The sequence below is a fragment of the Streptomyces sp. NBC_00988 genome (assembly GCF_045162645.1).
In the GTDB taxonomy this organism is placed as follows: domain Bacteria; phylum Actinomycetota; class Actinomycetes; order Streptomycetales; family Streptomycetaceae; genus Streptomyces.
The window spans coordinates 3092757-3113093 of sequence record NZ_CP108730.1; the positions used below are offsets into that span (position 1 = coordinate 3092757).

Sequence of the window (20337 nt, forward strand, 5' to 3'; positions counted from 1 at the left end):
GCCGCGCTCCCGGGACGTTACTACTTCGCGTCGGTGTCGCCGTCGGACTTCTTCGGCTCTTCTTCCGTCTTCGCCTCGGCGGGCTTCGCCGGCTCCTCGGTGGCGTCGGCCGGCTCGTCGGCCGCGTCCTTCTTGCCGAGGTCGATGGGCTTGTCGTCGGAAGAGTCGGCGGCGGGCTCGTCGGTGTCGGTGAGGGAGGAGGCGTCGTCCGGGACGATGTCGGCGTCGTCCTTCAGGTCGTGCTCGATGCCGTGGACGATGCGGTTGTACTCGTCGTCGGTGAGGACGGCGCCGATCGCGTTCTTCGCGAAGAGAAGTTCGATGCCCGGGCCGGCGTCGAGGAGAACCGTCTCCTCGTTGACTTCCTTGACCGTCGCGTACACGCCCCCGATCGTGCGGACGCCGGTGCCGGGCTGCATGTCACTACGCATCGACGCGGCCGCCTGCTGCTTGCGCTTGGCGGAGCGGGTCATCAGGAACATGGCCCCGATGAGCACGATGAACGGGAGGAGGGTCACGATATTCACGGGGCGGAATTTCCTTCGCACGACCGCGGCGGTGAGCGGCCTGGTGGATGGGGGTGGTCGGCGCCGCCCACAAAGGCGGCATCGGCGGAGTCTAAGCGAGTCCACGCTGATGGAACAACGCTCAGCATGGCACCGGGGTTCCTGACCCGGCCAGTGCCCCCGCCGTCACGCCCCGAACAGGTCCCCTTGTCCGTTTCCCCCGGTTGACGAGCGGGGCGGGGTGAGGCCGAGATGCGCCCATGCGGCAGGGGTGGCGACGCGTCCGCGCGGGGTGCGGGCCAGCAGTCCCTCGCGTACGAGGAAGGGTTCGGCGACCTCTTCGACGGTCTCGCGCTCCTCCCCCACGGCGACGGCGAGCGTGGACAGGCCGACCGGTCCGCCGCCGAACAGCTTGAGCAGGGCTTCGAGGACACCGCGGTCGAGCCGGTCGAGGCCGCGCCCGTCGACCTCGTAGACCTTGAGGGCGGCTCCGGCGATGTCCTGGGTGATGAATCCGTCGGCCTTGACCTGCGCGTAGTCCCGCACGCGGCGCAGCAGCCGGTTGGCGATACGGGGGGTGCCGCGGGAGCGGCCGGCGATCTCGGCGGCGCCGGCGGGGTCGATCTCCACGTCGAGGAGGTTCGCCGAGCGGTGGATGACGCGCTCCAGCTCGGTGGGCTCGTAGAACTCCATGTGCGCGGTGAAGCCGAAGCGGTCGCGCAGCGGGGGCGGCAGCAGTCCCGCGCGCGTGGTGGCGCCGACCAGGGTGAACGGCGGCAGTTCGAGCGGGATCGCGGTGGCGCCGGGGCCCTTGCCGACGATGACGTCGACGCGGAAGTCCTCCATCGCCATGTAGAGCATCTCTTCGGCGGGCCGTGACATGCGGTGGATCTCGTCGAGGAAGAGGACCTCGCCCTCCTGGAGGGAGGAGAGGATCGCGGCGAGGTCGCCGGCGTGCTGGATGGCGGGGCCGCTGGTGATGCGGATCGGGGCCTCCATCTCGGCCGCGATGATCATCGACAGGGTGGTCTTGCCGAGGCCGGGGGCGCCGGAGAGCAGCACGTGGTCGGCGGTGGCGCCACGCGCGCGTGCGGCGCGCAACACCAGGTCGAGCTGTTCGCGGACCTTCTCCTGGCCGATGAACTCGCCCAGGTCCTTGGGGCGCAGGGCGGCCTCGACGGCCTGGTCCTCGCGGTCGGCGACCGAGCCCACCAGCCGCTCGGCGGCGGTCTCGTCGGTCGTGTCGTCCCAGTTCACTGACGGTTCTCCTAGCGGGCGCGGTTCAGGGTCTGCAGGGCCGCCTTCAGCAACTGGCCGACCGGCGGCGTGCCCTCGGCGGCCTCGGCCTGCGGTGCTACGGCAGCCACGGCCTCGTCGGCCTCGCGGGTGGCGTACCCGAGGCCGATGAGGGCGGCGTACAGCTGATCGCGCCAGCCGCTGGTGACCGGGGCGCCGATCGCCGGGGCGGACCCCACCGGTGCGCCGAGCCGGTCCTTGAACTCCAGCAGCAGCTTCTGGGCGCCCTTCTTGCCGATGCCCGGGACCGCCATGAGCGCCTTCTCGTCCCCGGCGGCCACCGCCCGGCGCAGCGCGTCCGGGGTGTGCACCGCGAGCATCGCCTGCGCGAGCCGGGGGCCGACGCCGGTCGCGGTCTGGAGCAGCTCGAAGATCTGGCGTTCGTCGTCGTCCACGAAGCCGTACAGGGTGAGCGAGTCCTCGCGGACGACGAGGGAGGTGGCGAGCTTGGCGGGCTTGCCGAGGCGGAGCGTGGACAGCGTGTTCGGCGTGCACTGGATGGCCATGCCGACACCGCCGACCTCGACCACGGCGGCGTCGGGGGCGAGTGCGGCGACCGTGCCACTGACGAAGGCGATCATGCGGTACGGCCTTTCGATGCGTGCGGGGTCTTCGGTGCTTGCGGGGCTTGCGGGGCTTTGCGCGCGCCGGCCGCGTGTTGGGCGACCGCCTGTTGCAACCGGTTCTGGGCGACGGCCTGTTGGAGGCGGTTGGTCGCGGGGCCGCGCCAGATGTGGCAGATGGCGAGGGCGAGGGCGTCGGCCGCGTCGGCGGGCTTCGGGGGCGCGTCGAGCCGGAGCAGCCGGGTGACCATGGCGCCGACCTGCGCCTTGTCGGCGCGGCCGCTGCCGGTGACGGCGGCCTTGACCTCGCTGGGGGTGTGCAGGGCGACGGGGATGCCGCGGCGGGCGGCACAGAGCATCGCCACGGCGCTGGCCTGGGCGGTGCCCATCACCGTGCGCACGTTGTGCTGGCTGAACACCCGCTCCACGGCGACGAATTCGGGCCGGTGTTCGTCCAGCCACGCCTCGATGCCCTGCTCGATGGCGACGAGGCGCAGCCCCAACTCGGCGTCCGCCGGGGTCCGTACGACACCGACGCCGATCATGGTGAGCGGCCGGCCCGCGACGCCTTCGACGACACCGACACCGCATCGGGTCAGTCCGGGGTCGACACCCAGTACCCGCACTCCAACCCCCCTCGTTCGATCTCCCCCAGCTTCGCTGGGGGGACCCCCAGTTTGTGCAGGCTATCGGGTGTCACTGACAAAGCGACGGGCCGACGGGGTGTGTCCCGTCGGCCCGTTGAACCGCTTGTTCGACTTCAGCTCGCGGCAGCGCTACGCGTCGACCTTCTCCATGACCTCGTCGCTGACGTCGAAGTTGGCGAAGACGTTCTGCACGTCGTCGCTGTCCTCCAGGGCGTCGATCAGCTTGAAGATCTTGCGGGCGCCGTCCTCGTCGAGGTCGACCTGCATGGTCGGGACGAAGTTGGCGTCGGCGGAGTCGTAGTCGATGCCGGCGTCCTGGAGCGCGGTGCGGACCGCGACCAGGTCGGTGGCCTCGGAGATGACCTCGAAGGACTCACCGAGGTCGTTGACCTCCTCGGCGCCCGCGTCGAGCACGGCACCCAGGACGTCGTCCTCGGACAGCTCGCCCTTGGGGACGACGACGACACCCTTGCGGTTGAAGAGGTACGAGACGGAGCCGGGGTCGGCCATGTTCCCGCCGTTGCGGGTCATGGCGACGCGCACGTCCGAGGCGGCGCGGTTGCGGTTGTCGGTGAGGCACTCGATGAGCACCGCGACACCGTTGGGGCCGTAACCCTCGTACATGATCGTCTCGTAGTCGGCGCCACCGGCTTCGAGACCGGCGCCGCGCTTGACCGCGGAGTCGATGTTCTTGTTCGGGACCGAGCTCTTCTTGGCCTTCTGGATGGCGTCGAACAGCGTCGGGTTGCCGGACACGTCGGCGCCACCGGTACGGGCCGCGACCTCGATGTTCTTGATCATCTTCGCGAAGAGCTTGCCGCGCTTGGCGTCGATCACGGCCTTCTTGTGCTTCGTCGTAGCCCATTTAGAGTGGCCGGACATCTGCCTGTCTCCTTCGCGTAACCCAACTCTTTACGAACCCCAGAGATCCTACTAGGACCCCGGAGCCAGGTTCGCGCGCACCATGTCGACGAACAGGGAGTGCACGCGGTGGTCGCCGGTCAGTTCCGGGTGGAACGACGTGGCGAGCGCGTTGCCCTGGCGGACCGCGACGATGTGGCCCTCGTGTTCGGCGAGGACCTCGGTCTCGGCACCGACGGACTCGACCCAGGGGGCGCGGATGAAGACGCCCTCCACAGGATCGCCCTCGATGCCCTGGACGTCGACAGCTGCTTCGAAGGACTCGTTCTGACGTCCGAAGGCGTTGCGGCGCACGATCATGTCGATGCCGCCGATCGTCTCCTGGCCCGAGCGCGGGTCGAGGATCTTGTCGGCGAGCATGATCAGGCCGGCGCAGGTGCCGTAGACGGGCATTCCGGCACGCACGCGTGCGCGCAGCGGGTCCATCACTCCGAAGAGGACGGCCAGCTTGGAGATGGTGGTCGACTCACCCCCGGGGATGACGAGACCGTCCACCTCGGCGAGTTCCTCGGGGCGCCTGACCTGCCTGGCCACGGCGTCGGCCGCGGCCAGGGCGATCAGGTGCTCCCGTACGTCGCCCTGGAGGGCCAGGACGCCGATGACAGGGGCTGAAGACACATCTGCCATGGGTGGTTACCAGCCGCGGTTGGCGTAGCGCTCGGTCTCGGGGAGGGTGTCGCAGTTGATGCCGACCATGGCCTCGCCGAGGTTGCGGGACGCGTCCGCGATGATCTTCGGGTCGTCGTAGAAGGTGGTCGCCTTCACGATGGCGGCGGCGCGCTTGGCCGGGTCGCCGGACTTGAAGATGCCGGAGCCGACGAAGACGCCCTCGGCGCCGAGCTGGCGCATCAGCGCGGCGTCGGCGGGGGTGGCGACACCACCGGCGGAGAACAGCACGACCGGGAGCTTGCCGAGCTCGGCGACCTCGCGGACGATCTCGTACGGGGCGCGCAGCTCCTTGGCGGCGGCGTACAGCTCGTTGTTGTCGAAGCCGCGCAGCTTGGCGATCTCGTTCTTGATCTGGCGCAGGTGGCGGACCGCCTCGACGACGTTGCCGGTGCCGGCCTCGCCCTTGGAGCGGATCATCGCGGCGCCCTCGGCGATGCGGCGCAGGGCCTCGCCCAGGTTGGTGGCACCACAGACGAAGGGGGTCGTGAAGGCCCACTTGTCGGAGTGGTTGACCTCGTCGGCCGGGGTGAGGACCTCGGACTCGTCGATGTAGTCGACGCCGAGGGACTGCAGGACCTGGGCCTCGACGAAGTGGCCGATGCGGGACTTGGCCATGACCGGGATGGAGACCGCCTCGATGATCTCCTCGATCATCGTCGGGTCGGACATCCGGGCCACGCCGCCGTCCTTGCGGATGTCGGCGGGGACCCGCTCCAGGGCCATGACGGCCACGGCACCGGCGTCCTCGGCGATCTTCGCCTGCTCGGCGTTGACCACGTCCATGATCACACCGCCCTTGAGCTGCTCGGCCATGCCGCGCTTCACGCGCGCGGTGCCGGTCTCGGGAGTCTGGGCGGAGCTGGGGGTGCTGGACACGGGGTGACCTCACTCGGTGAAAGAGGGTTGCTGCACTACCGAGGAAACGTCAGAGATGCAGGCCACAGCAAGGGCCAATGAACAGCCGGTGGATCGTTTTCGAACCGCTGTGCCCTGCGGCGGTCTTCTACGGCTGTGTTCTACGGCCGTGCTGCACCGCTTTGTGCTACGCGGCCCGGTCCACCAGCGCGGCCGGTGGCTCGTCGTCCATCTCGAAGGCCATCGGGAAGGGCGCGTGCCCGGCCAGCCGGAACCAGCGGACCTTGCGGTGCCGGCGCAGGGCGCGGGCGGCGCGTACGGAGTCGTTGTGGAAGCGCCGGGCCATGGGCACCCGCCGTACCGCCTCGGTGAGTTCGTGGGCCGCCGACTCTCCACCGGGTGCCTCACGGACGCCCTCGACCTGCGGGGCCTCCGCGAAGACGGCGCGCAGGGCCTGGCTCAACTCGCTCTCGGCGACCTCCCGTTGCTCCTCCTCGGCCTGCCGGGCGGCGTGCGCGGCCTCGTAGAGGACGATCGAGGCGGCCGGGTCGAGGACGCCGGAGGTGGCCAGTTCCTGGGTCACCGAGGCGCGGCGCAGCAGTTGGGCGTCGAGTGCCGCGCGGGCCGCGTCGATCCGGACGTGCAGCCGGTCGAGCCGTCCCGCGGTCCAGCTCAGGTACAGGCCGATCGCCACGACGGCGACGAGGATCCAGATCAGGGTTGCGGTCACGGGCGGCAAGCCTACGGGGCCGTTCCACTTGGGTTGACCGGGATTCGTGCGGGGGGTTGGTGTGGGCGTTGTGGGGGCTGCCGCCCCCACGCCCCCGCTTCGGCCTGGACGGCCTCGTCCTCAAACGCCGGACGGGCTGGAAATACCCGCCCGCATCAAGAAGTTGCCGCTCCTCAGTCCCGCGCCAGCCCGAACCTCGCCCGCAATCCCGTCCGTTCGTCCGTCGCCACCGCTGCCGCGCCCGCCGTCACCGTCTCGTAGACCGACAGGATGTCCGCGCCGACCGTCGACCAGTCGAAGCGCCGCACATGGGAGCTCCCGCTCCGTCGCAGCTCCGCCAGCCGGGCGGGGTCGCCGAGGAGTCGTACGGCTGCCTCGGCCAGTGCGTCCGGGTCCTCGTTGGGGAACAGCTCGCCGGCGACGCCCTGGTCGAGGACCTGGGCGAAGGCGGGGAGGTCGGAGGCGAGGACCGGGGCGCCTGCCGACATGGCCTCTACGAGGATGATGCCGAAGCTCTCTCCGCCGGTGTTGGGCGCTACGTAGAGGTCGATGCTGCGCAGGAAGCGGGCCTTGTCGTCGTCGCTGATCATGCCGAGGAACTCGACGCGTGAGCGCAGTTCCTCGGGGAGCGATTCGACGGCCTCCTCCTCGTCGCCCCGGCCGGCGACCAGGAGTCGGGCGTTCGGGCGCTCGGCGAGGATCTTCGGGAGGGCGTTCATCAGCACCGGGAGGCCCTTGCGGGGCTCGTCGATGCGCCCTATGAAGCCGATGGTCTCGCCTTGCCACTCGGGCTTGGGTTCGGCTCGGGCGAAGAAGTCGACGTCGACGCCGTTCGGGATGACGACCGCGTCGCCGCCGAGGTGTTCGACGAGCGTGCGGCGGGCGTACTCGCTCACGGCGATCCGGGCGCTGATCTTCTCCAGCGCGGCCTGGAGGATCGCGTACGCGGCGATCATCGCCCGGGAGCGCGGGTTCGAGGTGTGGAAGGTGGCGACGATCGGGCCCTGGGCGGCCCAGCAGGCGAGCAGGCCGAGGGACGGCGAGGTCGGCTCGTGGATGTGGATGACGTCGAACTCGCCGTCGTGCAGCCAGCGTCGGACCCGGGCGGCGGACAGGAAGCCGAAGTTCAGCCGGGCCACCGAGCCGTTGTACGGCACCGGGACCGCGCGGCCGGCCGAGACGACGTAGGGCGGCAGCGGGGTGTCGTCGTCGGCCGGAGCGAGGACGGACACCTCGTGGCCGAGCCGGATGAAGTACTCGGCGAGGTCCCTGATGTGGAACTGGACGCCGCCCGGCACGTCCCAGGAGTAGGGGCAGACGATGCCGATCCTCACGAGGGCCCCTTCGTGGGATCCAGGTCCGCGAGCCACAAGCGCTGGAGCATGTGCCAGTCCTCCGGGTGGTCGGCGATGCCGGTGGCGAAAGCGTCTGCCAGCGCCTGTGTGATGACAGACGTCTTCTCGGCCCGGTCACCTGACTCGGGCACCTCGACCGGCGGATGGACCCGGCCCTTCATGACCGGAGAGTCGTCGTACCAGAGCGTCACGGGGAGCAGGAGTGCGCCCGTCTGCTGGGCGAGGAGCGCCGGTCCCGCGGGCATCCTGGTGGTCTCGCCGAAGAACTTGACCTCGACGCCCGAGGCGGACAGGTCGCGTTCGGCGACCAGGCAGACCAGGCCGCCGTCGCGCAGTCGCCGGGCCAGGGTGCCGAAGGCGGTGCCGCCGCTGTGCGGCAGGACCTCCATGCCGAGGCCCTCGCGGTAGGCGACGAAGCGGTCGTAGAGCGTCTCCGGCTTGAGGCGTTCGGCCACCGTAGTGAACGGGGTCTCCAGCTTGGTGGTGACCCAGGCGCCGGCGAGGTCCCAGTTGGCCATGTGGGGCAGCGCGAGGATGACACCGCGGTCGGAGGCGATGCCGTCGGTGAGGTGGTGGACGTCCTTGGGCTCGAAGCCCGTGCGGATCCGTTCGGCGCTCCAGGCGGGGAGCCGGAAGGACTCCATCCAGTAGCGCAGGTACGACCGCATGCCCGCGCGCGAGAGCTCGGCGAGCCGCTCGGGGCTCGCGTCGGGCACCACGCGCGCGTAGTTGCTCTCCAGCCGTCGCACGCCCTTGCCGCGTCGCTTCCAGGCGAGGTCGGCGACGGTGCGGCCGAGCCGGACGGCGACCGGCTCGGGGAGCTTCTTGACGGCGCCCCAGCCGAGGCCGTAGAGCGCGTCCGTCAGCCGCTCCTGGGCACTGCTCACGGAGTCGCCCCGCTGCTGTGCTGTTCCGCGGCCTCCTGGGCCGCCGTGGCGTCGGCCTCGGCGGCCTCCCGGCGGACCGTGACGACGCGCTGGATCAGCGTGACCAGGCTGCCGACGGCGACGATCCACAACGCGATGGGCAGCAGCCACTGGATGCCCGGGACGCCGAACTTGTGCAGCCCGGCGAGACCGCACGCGACCAGTGAGATCACCAGTCGCTCGGCCCGCTCGACCAGGCCGTTGACGGCGACCGGCAGGCCGATCGACTCGCCGCGCGCCTTGGTGTACGACACCACCTGGCCGCTGGCCAGGCAGAAGATCGAGACGGCGCACAGGGCGATGTTGTCGCCGCCGCCCGCGTACCAGAGGGCCAGGCCGCCGAAGACGGCGCTGTCGGCCACGCGGTCGAGCGTGGAGTCCAGGAAGGCGCCCCAGCGGCTGGAGCGGCCCAGCTGGCGGGCCATGTTGCCGTCGACGAGGTCGGAGAACACGAACAGCGTGATCACGACCGTGCCCCAGAAGAACTCGCCCATGGGATAGAAGACCAGCGCGCCCGCGACCACTCCGGCGGTGCCGAGGAGGGTGACCGTGTCGGGGCTGACGCCCCGGCGGATCAGAAACGCGGCGAACGGCGTGAGGACACGCGTGAAGAATGCACGCGCGTACTTGTTCAGCATGGCCTTCCCGAGGGTCGGTGTCGCCGCGCGGCCCCTGCTGGCCACCGGCTGGCCCATCGTAGCCACGCGCGCGCGTGGGCGACGGCCGGGCACCCGCGTGCCCATGTTCTGAATGGCTGCAGCACGAGGAGATGCCATCGGTGTCACGGCCGGATCGCGTCCGGTGTATGGACGCACCGTGACGGGAGTGGAAAGCTCGAACCACCGCGGGCGTCATCGGAGCCGCCACCGCACGCGGCTGCGTGTGTCCGCGCCCACAGTGACCTCACCGTGTACGGGAGGCAAGGCCATGGGCGACAAGGCGAACGCACACTCCGGAGCCGCCGGCAGGGCTACAGCGGCCGACCACCCCGCGTCCGTACGGAATGTGGTGCTGGTCGGCCACTCCGGATCGGGCAAGACGACTCTGGTGGAGGCCCTCGCGCTGACCGCGGGGGCGGTGAACCGGGCGGGCCGCGTGGAGGACGGCGGCACCATCTCCGACTACGACGAGATCGAGCACCGGCAGCAGCGCTCGGTGCAGCTCTCCCTGGTGCCCGTCGACTGGGACGGGTACAAGGTCAATCTTCTCGACACCCCCGGGTACGCCGATTTCGTCGGCGAGTTGAGGGCCGGTCTGCGAGCGGCGGACGCGGCCCTCTTCGTCGTCTCGGCCTCGGACGGCGTGGACGGCTCGACCCGCATGGTGTGGGAGGAGTGCGCGGCGGTCGGCATGCCGCGCGCCATCGTCATCACGCATCTGGAGTCCGCGCGCGCGGACTTCGAGTCGATGACCCGCACCTGCGCGGAGGCCTTCGGCGCGGACGACCCCGACGCCGTACTCCCCCTGTATCTGCCGCTGCACGGCGCGCCGGGGCCGGACGGGCACGCGCCCGTGTCCGGTCTGGTCGGGCTGCTGTCGCAGAAGGTGTTCGACTACGCCTCCGGAGAGCGCAAGGAGTCCGAGCCCGGGCCCGACCAGCTGCCGCGGATCGAGGAGGCACGCAACCGGCTCATCGAGGGGATCATCGCGGAGAGCGAGGACGAGACCCTCATGGACCGCTATCTCGGCGGCGAGGAGATCGACGTCAAGACGCTGATCGGCGACCTGGAGCGGGCCGTCGCGCGTGGGGTCTTCTTTCCCGTTCTGGCGGCCGCTCCCGCCGCCGAGGGCGCCCGGCAGGGTCTCGGCACCGTCGAGCTGCTGGAGCTGATCACAGGCGGCTTCCCGACCCCGCTGGAGCGCGCGGCGCCCGGGGTCACCACGGTCGACGGCAGGGCGCGGGAGCTCAAGCCGTGCGACCCGAACGGGCCGCTGGTCGCCGAGGTCGTGAAGACCGCCTCCGACCCGTACGTCGGCCGGGTCTCCCTGGTGCGCGTCTTCTCCGGGACGCTGCGGCCCGACGCGACCGTCCATGTCTCCGGGCACGGGCTCGCCGATCGCGGGCACGAGGACCACGACGTCGACGAACGCGTCGGCGCCCTCTCCGCGCCCTTCGGCAAACAGCAGCGCGCGCTCACGCACTGCATCGCGGGCGACCTCGCGTGCGTGGCGAAGCTGGGCCGCGCGGAGACCGGGGACACGCTTTCGGCCAAGGACGACCCGCTGCTCATGGAGCCCTGGGAGATGCCCGACCCGCTGCTGCCGCTCGCCATCCAGGCACACAGCAAGGCCGACGAGGACAAGCTCTCGCAGGGCCTGAGCAGGCTCGTCGCCGAGGACCCGACCATGCGCCTGGAACAGAACCAGGACACCCACCAGGTCGTCCTGTGGTGCCTCGGCGAGGCCCACGCGGACGTCGCCCTGGAACGGCTGCGCAGCCGCTACGGCGTCCAGGTCGACCTCGTGCCGCACAAGGTCTCCCTACGGGAGACGTTCGCCGCCAAGGCGCAGGGACGCGGCCGGCACGTCAAACAGTCCGGCGGGCACGGGCAGTTCGCGATCTGCGAGATCGAGGTCGAACCGCTGCCGGGCGGCACGGGCATCGAGTTCGTGGACAAGGTCATCGGCGGCGCGGTGCCGCGGCAGTTCATCCCGTCGGTGGAGAAGGGCGTAAGGGCCCAGGCAGCAAGGGGAGTTGCGGCCGGCCATCCCCTTCTGGACGTACGGATCACGCTCCTGGACGGCAAGGCGCACTCGGTGGACTCCTCGGACGCCGCGTTCCAGACGGCCGGGGCGCTCGCCCTGCGGGAGGCCGCGGTCGACGCGAAAATCCATCTCCTGGAGCCGGTGGCCGAGGTGACCGTGCTGGTCGGCGACGACTACGTGGGCGCCGTGATGAGCGACCTGTCCGGGCGGCGGGGCCGCGTGCTCGGCACCGAGCAGACGTCCGGCGGGCGCACCCTGATCCGCGCCGAGGTGCCGGAGATCGAGATCGGCCGCTACGCCGTGGACCTCCGCTCCCTCTCGCACGGCACCGCGCGCTTCAACCGCGCCTACGCCCGCCACGAACCGATGCCTCCGCAGATCGCCGAACGGATCCGCGAAGAGGCGGGCGACGCCTAGCAGTTGGTGCCGGGCGGCCCACTTGTGGCGTGCGGCGACCCACAAGTGGCCTAAAGGGAACGATCACTTCCGGGTTGGCGGGCGGCTTCGGCTGTCCGCCGACGAATGTCAGTGATGGCCGATACGCTGATGACCTGATCAACAGGTGTGCGGAGCACGGAAGTCGGGAAAGCCGCAGAAGCGGGAACAGCGGCGATCGGGGGCGGGAATGACCGTTGACAACGGTTACGCGGACATCTTCGGACCACAGGTGCCGCGTACCGGCGACGAGGGGCAGACGGCGACCTTCGCGCTGGCCTCGGCGGCCTACCGGGACAACCCGGTGGCCGACATCAAGAAGGCCGACAACGAATGGCACCAGACGGCCGTCAACGAGGGCCGCAAGTGGGCGACGATCTTCCGCCCCAACCTCGGTGAGGCGTTCTCCGGCGCCCTGGTGGCCCGCATGCTCGGCCCCGGACGCAAGCCGCTCATCCAGTCGTTCGGCACCGAACCGCAGTCCGTCGTCGAGCACGCCCTGGCGGCCAACAACATCCGCCGCGCGCGGGACAACAGGCTGTCCATGATCATGGTGCTGTGCGGCCTGCTGTTCCTGCCCGGGCTGGTCGTCTGGCTGCTGGTCTTCCAGCTGCGCAGCCTGATCGACAAGCGCACGCAGACGAACAAGAGGGCCGGCGCGATCGCCACGACCCTGCTCGTCGCGGTGGGCGCGGTCGCCGTGATCTTCCTGGTCAAGATGCCCTTCGCGGGTTTCTGGTCCTGGTACGCACGCGCGTGCGTCGTCCTGCCCGTGGTCGGCTGGCTGTGGGCCAAGCAGGTCTGCGAGAACACCGCGAAGGATCTGCGCGGGCGCTGGGACAGCCTGCTGTCCGGCAGCAGCGTCGGCGCCAAGGTCCCCGAGGCGGTGCCGACCAGCCCCGGCGAGACGCAGGCCGAGCAGCTCCGCCAGTCCCTGGCCACGCTCAGCGCCGAGCAGCAGTCCAACTCCATCTTCTACGCAGGCCCCAAGGGCATCCTCGGCATGGGCACCCGCTGGGGCAGCTGGCAGCTCGCCGAGGACCTGATCGCGCGGGACCCCTCCCGGGAGATCCACCCCTTCCGCAGCTGGGACGTCATCCGCAACATCCACGACGACCTGCGCATGCTGGAGCGGAACACGATCAACACCGGCGGCTTCCCGAAGGCGTCCATACGCCACTGGGTCGTCACGCCGATCGGCGAGGGCGCCAAGGCCGTGTCCCGGCCCGGGGGCACGGACGTCGACGCGTACCAGGTCAAGACGCACGCGATACAGGACATCTGCAACAAGCAGCAGTTCGGCGCCGGCGACCGGCACTACCTGGGCGTCCAATGGACGCTCTGGGAGGGGCAGTTGGTCATCACCATGATGATCACGGTCACCGTGCTGCACAAGACGCTGCGCATCGAGATCACCGGGCACGCCCTGGGACCCGTGAACTCCCTGTTCACCGGAAAGCCCGAGGCCCCCACGAAGGACGTCCAGAAGACCCTCAAGCCATGGGAGACCCGCAAGGTCAAGCTCCCGCTCGTCCCCGCCGACGAGGTCGTACGCCTCGCCGTCCGCGCCCCGATCACCTGGTACCCGCCGCTGCTGAACTGGCTCGGCGGTTCCATATCCCTGCCCGAGCCGTTCGGCCTGCGGCATGCCTGGGCCGACCAGCCCTGGCGCCACCGCTTCATGGCGGACGACGCACTGCGCGCCGCGACACCGGTCCTGCGCGTGGTCCACGCCGCCGCGATCCGCGTCCTGGACGAGAACGGCGTGGACACGGAGAAGTTCGGCAACCGCTCGTCGTTCCTCAGCACGAACGTGCAGGACGCGTCACCGCGAAAAGCGGACCTCTACGACGCGTGAGCAACCACGTAGGACGCCGCGTGGCTCACGCCGTGGGCCACGCGTCCGCCAGCATCTTCCGTGTGTCCGCGAGGAGTTGCGGCAGCACCTTCGTGTGGCCGACCACCGGCATGAAGTTCGTGTCGCCACCCCAGCGCGGGACGATGTGCTGGTGCAGGTGGGCGGCGATACCCGCGCCCGCCACGCTCCCCTGGTTCATGCCGATGTTGAAGCCGTGGGCGCCGGACGCGGTACGCAGGGCCGTCATCGCCTGCTTGGTGAGGGCCGCCAGCTCCACGGTCTCCGCGTCCGTCAGGTCGGTGTAGTCCGCGACGTGACGGTAGGGCACGACCATCAGATGGCCGCCGTTGTACGGGTACAGATTGAGCACCCCGTACACCAGCTCACCGCGCCTGACGATCAGCCCGTCCTCGTCCGATTTGGCCGGAATCGAGCAGAAGGGGCAACCGTCGTCGGCCCCGGGGCCGGTCGGCTTGTTCTCGCCCTGGATGTAGGCCATCCGGTGGGGCGTCCAGAGGCGCTGGAACGCGTCCGGCGTGCCCACTCCGATCTGCTGCTCCGGCTCACTCGTCATGCAAGGAAGCATATGGCTTCGCCCGTTCGCGGCGTGTCGCCGGGGTTGCGCGAAACCCCTCCCGCGCCAAGCTGGGCCGATGGACGACGACAGCCGCAAGGCCCGCTGGGAGCAGCACACGGAGGTCCCCCTCGCCGTGGCGTCCCTGGTCTTCCTCGCCGCGTACGCGGTGCGCATCCTGGCCCACGGTCTGCCGGTCACCTGGCAGGACCTCTGCCTCGCCGTCCTGTTCGCCGCCTGGGCGCTCTTCGCCGTCGACTACGCGGTCCGCTGGCGGCTGAGCGGCCAGCGGCTGCGCTTCGTCCGCACGCACTGGCTGGACACTCTCGTCCTGCTCCTGCCACTGCTGCGACCTCTGCGGGTCGTCAAGGTGTACGAGGCCGTGCAGCGCCGGCACGGACAGCCCCGACTCGCCCTGCACGCGCGCGTGATCGTCTACGCCGGCCTGTCCACCGTCCTGCTCGGCTTCGCCGGCGCCCTCTCCGTCTACCACGAGGAACACGCGGCCCCGGGCGCGACGATAAGGACGTTCGGCGACGCCGTGTGGTGGACCTGCGCGACCTTCGCGACCGTCGGCTACGGCGACGTGGCCCCCGTCACCCCGCTCGGCCGCCTGATCGCCGTGGGCATGATGGCCATCGGCCTGGCCCTGCTCGGCGCCGTCACCGGAACCTTCGCCTCCTGGCTGCTCCAGGTCTTCACGCGGGAGGACGACGAGAGGCCCCCGGGGATCTGAACTCCCCGAGGGCCTCCCGAACAACAGCGGACTCAGACCCGCGACAGCGGACTCAGACCTGCGCCCGGTCCGCCACGACCTGCTCGATCTTCGCGATGGCGTCGTCGAACGCGATGCCGTTCTCCTGCGAGCCGTCGCGGTAACGGAAGGACACCGTGCCCGCGTTCATGTCCTCGTCGCCGACGATGACCATGAACGGCACCTTCTGCTTCTGCGCGTTGCGGATCTTCTTCTGCATCCGGTCCGAGGACGAGTCGACCTCGACGCGCAGCCCCTTCTTCTTCGCCGCCACGGCGAACTTCTCCAGGTACTCGACATGCCCGTCCCCGATCGGGATACCGACCGCCTGCACGGGCGCCAGCCACGCCGGGAACGCGCCCGCGTAGTGCTCAAGCAGTACGGCGAAGAACCGCTCGATGGACCCGAACAGCGCCCGGTGGATCATGACCGGCCGCTGCTTGGAACCGTCAGGACCGGTGTACTCCAGGTCGAAGCGCTCCGGCAGGTTGAAGTCCAGCTGGACGGTGGACATCTGCCAGGTCCGCCCGATCGCGTCCTTCGTCTGGACGGAGATCTTCGGACCGTAGAACGCGGCGCCACCGGGGTCGGGAACGAGCGGCAGCCCCTGCTTCTCGGCGACCTGGCGCAGCGTCTCGGTGGCCTCTTCCCAGACCTCGTCCGAGCCGACGAACTTCTCCGGGTCCTTGGTCGACAGCTCCAGGTAGAAGTCGTCAAGGCCGTAGTCCCGCAGCAGGTTGAGGACGAAGGTGAGCGTCTTGTCCAGCTCGTCCGCCATCTGCTCGCGGGTGCAGTAGATGTGCGCGTCGTCCTGCGTGAAGCCGCGCGCGCGGGTCAGACCGTGCACGACGCCGGACTTCTCGTACCGGTACACGGTCCCGAACTCGAAGAGGCGCAGCGGCAGTTCACGGTACGAGCGGCCGCGCGCGTCGAAGATCAGGTTGTGCATCGGGCAGTTCATGGGCTTGAGGTAGTAGTCCACGCCCTCGTCGAGCTGCATGGGCGGGTACATGCCGTCGGCGTACCAGTCCAGGTGCCCGGACGTCTCGAAGAGCTTCCCCTTCGTCGCGTGCGGGGTGTAGACGAACTCGTAGCCCTCCTCCTCGTGGCGGCGCCGCGAGTAGTCCTCCATCGTGCGGCGGATGATGCCGCCCTTGGGGTGGAAGACCGCCAGGCCGGAACCGATCTGCTCCGGGATGGAGAACAGGTCCAGCTCGCTGCCGAGCTTGCGGTGGTCGCGCTTCTCGGCCTCGACCAGGAAGTCGAGGTGCGCCTTCAGCTCCTCCTTGGAGGGCCAGGCGGTGCCGTAGATGCGCTGGAGCATGGGGTTCTTCTCGCTGCCGCGCCAGTAGGCGGCCGCGTTGCGCATCAGCTTGAACGCCGGGATGTTGCGCGTGGTGGGCAGGTGGGGACCGCGGCAGAGGTCCTTCCAGCACAGGTCGCCGGTCTTGGCGTCGAGGTTGTCGTAGATCGTCAGCTCGCCGCCGCCGACCTCGACGTCCGCACCGTCGTCCGTGGACGCGGACCCCTTGATGCCGATGAGTTCGAGCTTGTACGGCTCGTCCGCCAGCTCCTCGCGGGCGTCCTCGTCGGTCACCACGCGCCGGGAGAAACGCTGGCCGCGCTTCTGGATCTCCTGCATCTTCTTCTCGATGGCCTTGAGATCCTCGGGCGTGAACGGCCGCTCGACGTCGAAGTCGTAGTAGAAGCCGTCCTTGACCGGCGGGCCGATGCCGAGCTTGGCCTCGGGGAACAGCTCCTGCACGGCCTGCGCCATGACGTGCGCGGTGGAGTGGCGCAGGATGTTCAGGCCGTCGGTGGAGGAGATCTCGACGGGCTCGACCTCCTCGCCGTCCTTCACCTCGTACGCCAGGTCCTTCAGCTCCCCGGCCACGCGCGCGGCGATGATCGAGCGCTCGCCGGCGAAGAGCTCCGCGGCCGTGGTGCCCGTCGTCACCGTGCGCTCTTCCCGCTCGGAATCGCGTTGGATGATCACACGGACGTCTGACACGGGTCTCTCCTGACTACAGGGTGGATGCGGCGCCATACCGTGAGCGCGCGCAATAGGGGATCGTACCGACCCTAAGGGGCCCACCGCGAAACGGTCGCCCCCGGGCCCCAGCTCAGGCCCGGCCCCGCCCCGCTCCCCCGCGCTCCCTCAGTCCTCCCCGCTGCACGCCTCCTCGAAGAAGTCGAGGTTCTCCTGGAGGGACTTCATCAGCCGGTCCCGCTCCGCCTCGTCCACCTGCACGGGTACGACCCCGGAGGCGCCGGTCAGCCGGCGGAAGCCGCCCCGGCTCTCCAGCCGCCCGTGCACCCGCACCGGCAGCCCGACGAGGTGGGCGTGCCCGGCTATCCGGTACGACTCCTCGTCCAGGGTCATCCGGACGTGCCCGACCTCGGCGCCCGCGATCACCTGCATCCGTACGGTGCCCTCGCCGCGCGGCCCCGACCTGCGCATCCGCACCACCGAGCCGGTGATCCGCACGGGCATGGCCGGTTCCTCGCGCAGGTAGCGGGCCCCGGCCGCGCGCAGCACGGGCAGGTCGCCGGGCGAGAACTCGACGGCCTCGGCAGGCGCGGCACAGCCCTCGGGGACGCCCGCGCCGGGCGCCCACTCGACGGCGATCCGGGCGCCCTCGGTGCCGCGCACGAGCGCGACGACGGCTTCGGTCAACTCCCGGCTGACGCCCGCCTCGACGGCTCCGTCGAAGGCGTCCATGCCGCCGGTGGCCCGTTCGTAGTCGATGGCCTCGCGGGTGGCGTAGAGGGCCTGGTGGAGGCGTACGGCGAGGGCGCGGCCGGTGTCGACCGGGACGAACGCGGTGAGCTGGCGGCCGCCGGGAGCGGAGCCGACGAGGACGTGTTCCAGGGATGCCGCGGCGGGGCGGCGGTGGCGGGCGCCGTAGTAGCCGGCACGCGCGCGTGTGGCGAGTGCGGCGGCGAGCAGCATCTGGCGGGCGGCGGCGCGGAGTTGCTCCTCGACCGTCCAGGACGCGGCGCCTGCCGGTCCGGTCGGGATGTCGCGCCACCAGCGGATCTCGTCGCTCGGTACGGCGAGGCCGACGAGGACCTCGCGGGCGGAGGGGGTGTTGCTGCGGGCGAGCGCGATCAGCGCCTCGCCGAGGAGGTCGTCGCTGTCGGGGAAGGCCCGGCTCTCGGGGACCAGCAGGCTGGTGCCCGAGCCGCCGGGCCCGGGTGGGGTCCAGCGGCCGTACCGTCCGGCGGCGCCGCCGCGCCGCTGCCAGCCGTGCCGGCGCAGCAGGGCGCCGAGGACGGCGGGGTCGACCTCGTCGGGTTGGGGGGCGCGGTCCCACGCCGCGTCGGCGGCATGGTCGTCGGGATGCGGTCGTACCGTCCGCAGGTGTTCCTCGACCGAGCGGTGCCTCATGGCCTGCCTCCCGTCCCGACCCGCGTCATGATCTCGCACAGCGCCCGGTCGTCGAAGATGCGCGAGGTCGGTATCCGCACGGTGGTCCGGGTCCTGCCGGTGATCGCGTGACCGGCGAGGTTGACCCAGTAGCAGCAGTGCCGCAGGTCGAGCCGGTCGTGGCTGGCGCGCAGCCAGTCGTCCTGGGAACGCGGGACGAGCATCACGACCAGGATCTTGTGCACCGAGACCGGTGTGCGGGCGAGCTTGCGCAGATGGTCGTTGTCGAGCGTGAAGGAGAAGGAACGTCCCGGCGGATTCGGCGGGATCTGGTAAGTGCACTTGAGCTGCACTTTTATCGTGACCTCGTCGTCCACCGTGTGCCCGGGCGAGCCATGACTGACGTGCCAGTCGATGCCGTTGTCCGGAAAGGGTTGCGACAGCGAGCAGCCGGCCGCAGCGGCGACGGCGTGCAGATAGCCCACCTGCAGTGTCTCCATGCAGGCGGTGGTGGCGAGCGATCCGCGATGGGGTGCCGTCCGTTCGGGCAGCAGCCCGCCCCGCTCGGGCTGCGCTATCACCATGGCCAACAGCCTTCCAAGTTCAGGTGAATTGCTGTGCTGAATGCCTGATCGGGTCGCTGAACTGCAAAGACCCGCACTCCTGTTGTGTCCTTCCGGCGTACGGCGCAAACAGCCCGGGTATCACCAAACAGGCAGAAGACGGTACGTCAGCTGCCGTGGGTGAACGAGGAGTTGTGTACGTATGACGTGCTGGTACGAGGGCCCGTTGGCCGCGTTCGACACGGAGACCACGGGCGTGGATGTGGAGACCGACCGGATCGTGTCGGCCGCCGTCGTCGTCCAGGACGCCCCCGGTACCCGTCCCCGGGTGGCCCGGTGGCTGGTGAACCCGGGGGTGCCGGTGCCCGCCGGGGCGACGGCGATCCATGGACTGACGGATGAGCATCTTCAGCGCAACGGCCGCTGGCCCGCGCCGGTGATGCACGAGATAGCCGACGAGCTGGCCGAACAGGCCGCGATGGGACGCCCGTTGGTGGTCATGAACGCACCGTTCGACCTGACCCTGCTGGACCGCGAACTGCGCCGCCACCGCGCGTGCTCGCTGGACCAGTGGTTCGAGTCGACGCCCCTGCAGGTCCTGGACCCCCGGGTCCTCGACAAACACCTGGACCGCTACCGCAAGGGCCGCCGTACCCTCACCGACCTGTGCGCGCACTACGGCGTCGAGTTGGAGGGCGCGCACGACGCGGGCGCGGACGCGTTGGCGTCCCTGGAGGTCGTACGGGCCCTGGGCCGCCGCTTCGCGACCCGGCTGGAACGCCTGTCCCCCGCCGAGCTGCACACCCTGCAGTCGACGTGGCACGCGGCCCAAGCCCGCGGCCTCCAGGCGTGGTTCGCGCGCAGCGGCACACCGGAGTCGGTGGACCAGTCGTGGCCACTGCGGCCAGGCCTGACGGCGGAGGCCGCGTAAGCGGTCGGCACGTCGGCACACAAAAAAGCCGGTCCGCTACTGCGGACCGGCCTTTCCCGGTGGGCGATACTGGGTTCGAACCAGTGACCTCTTCGGTGTGAACGAAGCGCTCTCCCACTGAGCTAATCGCCCGGGAACGCACCGAACAATACAGGCCCCCGCCGGTTTCCTTCAAACCGCTTCCGTCAGGCCGCTGCCAGGTGTGCGAGGAGCCCGCGCCGTCCGGCCCGCATCATCAACGCGTGGTTGAGGCGGAACACCGGCCGCCCGGGTACGGCGAACCACCTGAGCAGCGGCCGGTTCAGGTCGACCTCCTGGTCGTAGCGGGCGAGCGTGCCGGGGCCGTCGGCCGTGAGTGTCCAGCGCGCCCAGCCCACCAGGTCACCGGTCATCGCGATCTCCAGCACCCCGGCGACCGGATCGCGCCGCACTTCGCGCGCGGTGAAGGTCAGGACGTACGGCAGGCTCGCGCGGATGCGGATGACGCCGGTCGTGTCGTCGATCCGCTCGACCGCGCGCACCTGCGGCCACCAGCGGGGATAGTCCTCGGCCCGTTCCAGGAACGGGTACACGACGGCGGGCGGCGCGGGCAGGGACCACCGGGCACGGAAGCGGTAACGGGTCCAGTCCATGGCGGGAGTCTGCCCGCTCCCGGGCCCGTCTCCCGGCCACCAGGCG

20 protein-coding genes and 1 tRNA gene are annotated in these 20337 nt (G+C 70.3%); 4 read left to right on the plus strand and 17 right to left on the minus strand.

Translation table 11 applies throughout. The features are described 5' to 3' along the window. Positions 1–20: 20 nt before the first annotated feature. The 11 genes from yajC to pgsA all read right to left on the minus strand — a co-directional run bounded on the left by yajC (position 21) and on the right by pgsA (position 9163). Positions 21–527, minus strand: a complete 507-nt coding sequence (gene yajC, locus OG496_RS13985; protein WP_365308093.1) for a preprotein translocase subunit YajC — start codon at positions 525–527, stop codon at positions 21–23. A 165-nt stretch (positions 528–692) separates the two neighbouring features. Beyond that, positions 693–1763, minus strand: coding sequence for a Holliday junction branch migration DNA helicase RuvB (ruvB, locus tag OG496_RS13990; RefSeq protein ID WP_019059776.1), 1071 nt, complete (start codon positions 1761–1763; stop codon positions 693–695). A gap of 11 nt (positions 1764–1774) precedes the next feature. Then, the gene (gene ruvA / locus OG496_RS13995; RefSeq protein ID WP_366495511.1) at positions 1775–2383 is read right to left on the minus strand and encodes a Holliday junction branch migration protein RuvA; all 609 of its coding nucleotides are present in this window, start codon (positions 2381–2383) and stop codon (positions 1775–1777) included. Beyond that, positions 2380–2991 (minus strand): crossover junction endodeoxyribonuclease RuvC, encoded by a 612-nt coding sequence (gene ruvC, locus OG496_RS14000; RefSeq protein WP_405971093.1) that lies wholly within the window; start codon positions 2989–2991, stop codon positions 2380–2382. The genes ruvA and ruvC overlap by 4 nt, the downstream gene beginning before the upstream one ends. A gap of 150 nt (positions 2992–3141) precedes the next feature. Continuing rightward, positions 3142–3894, minus strand: coding sequence for a YebC/PmpR family DNA-binding transcriptional regulator (locus tag OG496_RS14005; RefSeq protein ID WP_366097447.1), 753 nt, complete (start codon positions 3892–3894; stop codon positions 3142–3144). A gap of 51 nt (positions 3895–3945) precedes the next feature. Next, complete coding sequence (gene pdxT / locus OG496_RS14010; RefSeq protein WP_405971094.1) at positions 3946–4551, minus strand: pyridoxal 5'-phosphate synthase glutaminase subunit PdxT; 606 nt, start codon at positions 4549–4551, stop codon at positions 3946–3948. A 15-nt stretch (positions 4552–4566) separates the two neighbouring features. Next, complete coding sequence (gene pdxS / locus OG496_RS14015; protein WP_200686525.1) at positions 4567–5478, minus strand: pyridoxal 5'-phosphate synthase lyase subunit PdxS; 912 nt, start codon at positions 5476–5478, stop codon at positions 4567–4569. Positions 5479–5644: 166 nt separating this feature from the next. After that, a complete protein-coding gene (locus OG496_RS14020) occupies positions 5645–6187 on the minus strand; it encodes a hypothetical protein (RefSeq protein WP_366495514.1) in 543 nt (180 codons plus the stop codon). Positions 6188–6360: 173 nt separating this feature from the next. Continuing rightward, positions 6361–7521: a glycosyltransferase family 4 protein gene (locus OG496_RS14025; protein ID WP_405971095.1), complete on the minus strand. Its 1161-nt coding sequence runs from the start codon at positions 7519–7521 to the stop codon at positions 6361–6363. Next, complete coding sequence (locus tag OG496_RS14030) at positions 7518–8429, minus strand: phosphatidylinositol mannoside acyltransferase (protein ID WP_405971096.1); 912 nt, start codon at positions 8427–8429, stop codon at positions 7518–7520. The genes OG496_RS14025 and OG496_RS14030 overlap by 4 nt, the downstream gene beginning before the upstream one ends. Further along, complete coding sequence (pgsA, locus tag OG496_RS14035) at positions 8426–9163, minus strand: phosphatidylinositol phosphate synthase (RefSeq protein WP_405976624.1); 738 nt, start codon at positions 9161–9163, stop codon at positions 8426–8428. The genes OG496_RS14030 and pgsA overlap by 4 nt, the downstream gene beginning before the upstream one ends. A gap of 232 nt (positions 9164–9395) precedes the next feature. Between pgsA and OG496_RS14040 the strand changes: the two genes are divergently transcribed. Together OG496_RS14040 and OG496_RS14045 are read left to right on the plus strand one after the other, a co-directional pair. Further along, complete coding sequence (locus tag OG496_RS14040) at positions 9396–11591, plus strand: elongation factor G-like protein EF-G2 (protein WP_405971097.1); 2196 nt, start codon at positions 9396–9398, stop codon at positions 11589–11591. Between the two features lie 208 nt (positions 11592–11799). Next, the gene (locus OG496_RS14045) at positions 11800–13467 is read left to right on the plus strand and encodes a hypothetical protein (RefSeq protein WP_399396278.1); all 1668 of its coding nucleotides are present in this window, start codon (positions 11800–11802) and stop codon (positions 13465–13467) included. 25 nt (positions 13468–13492) lie between these two features. Here OG496_RS14045 and OG496_RS14050 read toward each other — a convergent pair whose 3' ends face one another. Further along, positions 13493–14053 carry an HIT domain-containing protein gene (locus OG496_RS14050; protein WP_033282250.1) on the minus strand — a complete coding sequence of 187 codons (561 nt, stop codon included), beginning with the start codon at positions 14051–14053 and terminating at the stop codon, positions 13493–13495. Positions 14054–14120: 67 nt separating this feature from the next. On the opposite strand from OG496_RS14050, the gene OG496_RS14055 reads away from it, so the two are divergent. Beyond that, on the plus strand, positions 14121–14777 hold the full coding sequence (locus OG496_RS14055; RefSeq protein ID WP_405971098.1) for an ion channel: 657 nt from the start codon (positions 14121–14123) through the stop codon (positions 14775–14777). 52 nt (positions 14778–14829) lie between these two features. Here OG496_RS14055 and thrS read toward each other — a convergent pair whose 3' ends face one another. From thrS to OG496_RS14070, 3 genes are all read right to left on the minus strand, one after another. Next, positions 14830–16806: a threonine--tRNA ligase gene (gene thrS / locus OG496_RS14060; protein WP_366495520.1), complete on the minus strand. Its 1977-nt coding sequence runs from the start codon at positions 16804–16806 to the stop codon at positions 14830–14832. Between the two features lie 147 nt (positions 16807–16953). Next, entirely contained in the window at positions 16954–18186 is a 1233-nt protein-coding gene (locus OG496_RS14065) for a hypothetical protein (RefSeq protein WP_405971099.1), read from the minus strand. Then, positions 18183–18749, minus strand: a complete 567-nt coding sequence (locus OG496_RS14070; protein ID WP_200689140.1) for a DUF4365 domain-containing protein — start codon at positions 18747–18749, stop codon at positions 18183–18185. Before OG496_RS14070 ends, OG496_RS14065 begins: the two co-directional genes overlap by 4 nt. 181 nt (positions 18750–18930) lie before the next feature. Here OG496_RS14070 and OG496_RS14075 point away from each other — a divergent pair, with 181 nt between their 5' ends. Continuing rightward, on the plus strand, positions 18931–19659 hold the full coding sequence (locus tag OG496_RS14075) for a 3'-5' exonuclease (RefSeq protein WP_405971100.1): 729 nt from the start codon (positions 18931–18933) through the stop codon (positions 19657–19659). Positions 19660–19719: 60 nt separating this feature from the next. On the opposite strand, the gene OG496_RS14080 is transcribed toward OG496_RS14075, so the two are convergent. Together OG496_RS14080 and OG496_RS14085 are read right to left on the minus strand one after the other, a co-directional pair. Then, a tRNA-Val gene (locus OG496_RS14080) sits at positions 19720–19791 on the minus strand. A 53-nt stretch (positions 19792–19844) separates the two neighbouring features. Further along, complete coding sequence (locus OG496_RS14085; RefSeq protein WP_405971101.1) at positions 19845–20291, minus strand: SRPBCC family protein; 447 nt, start codon at positions 20289–20291, stop codon at positions 19845–19847. Positions 20292–20337 lie beyond the last annotated feature (46 nt).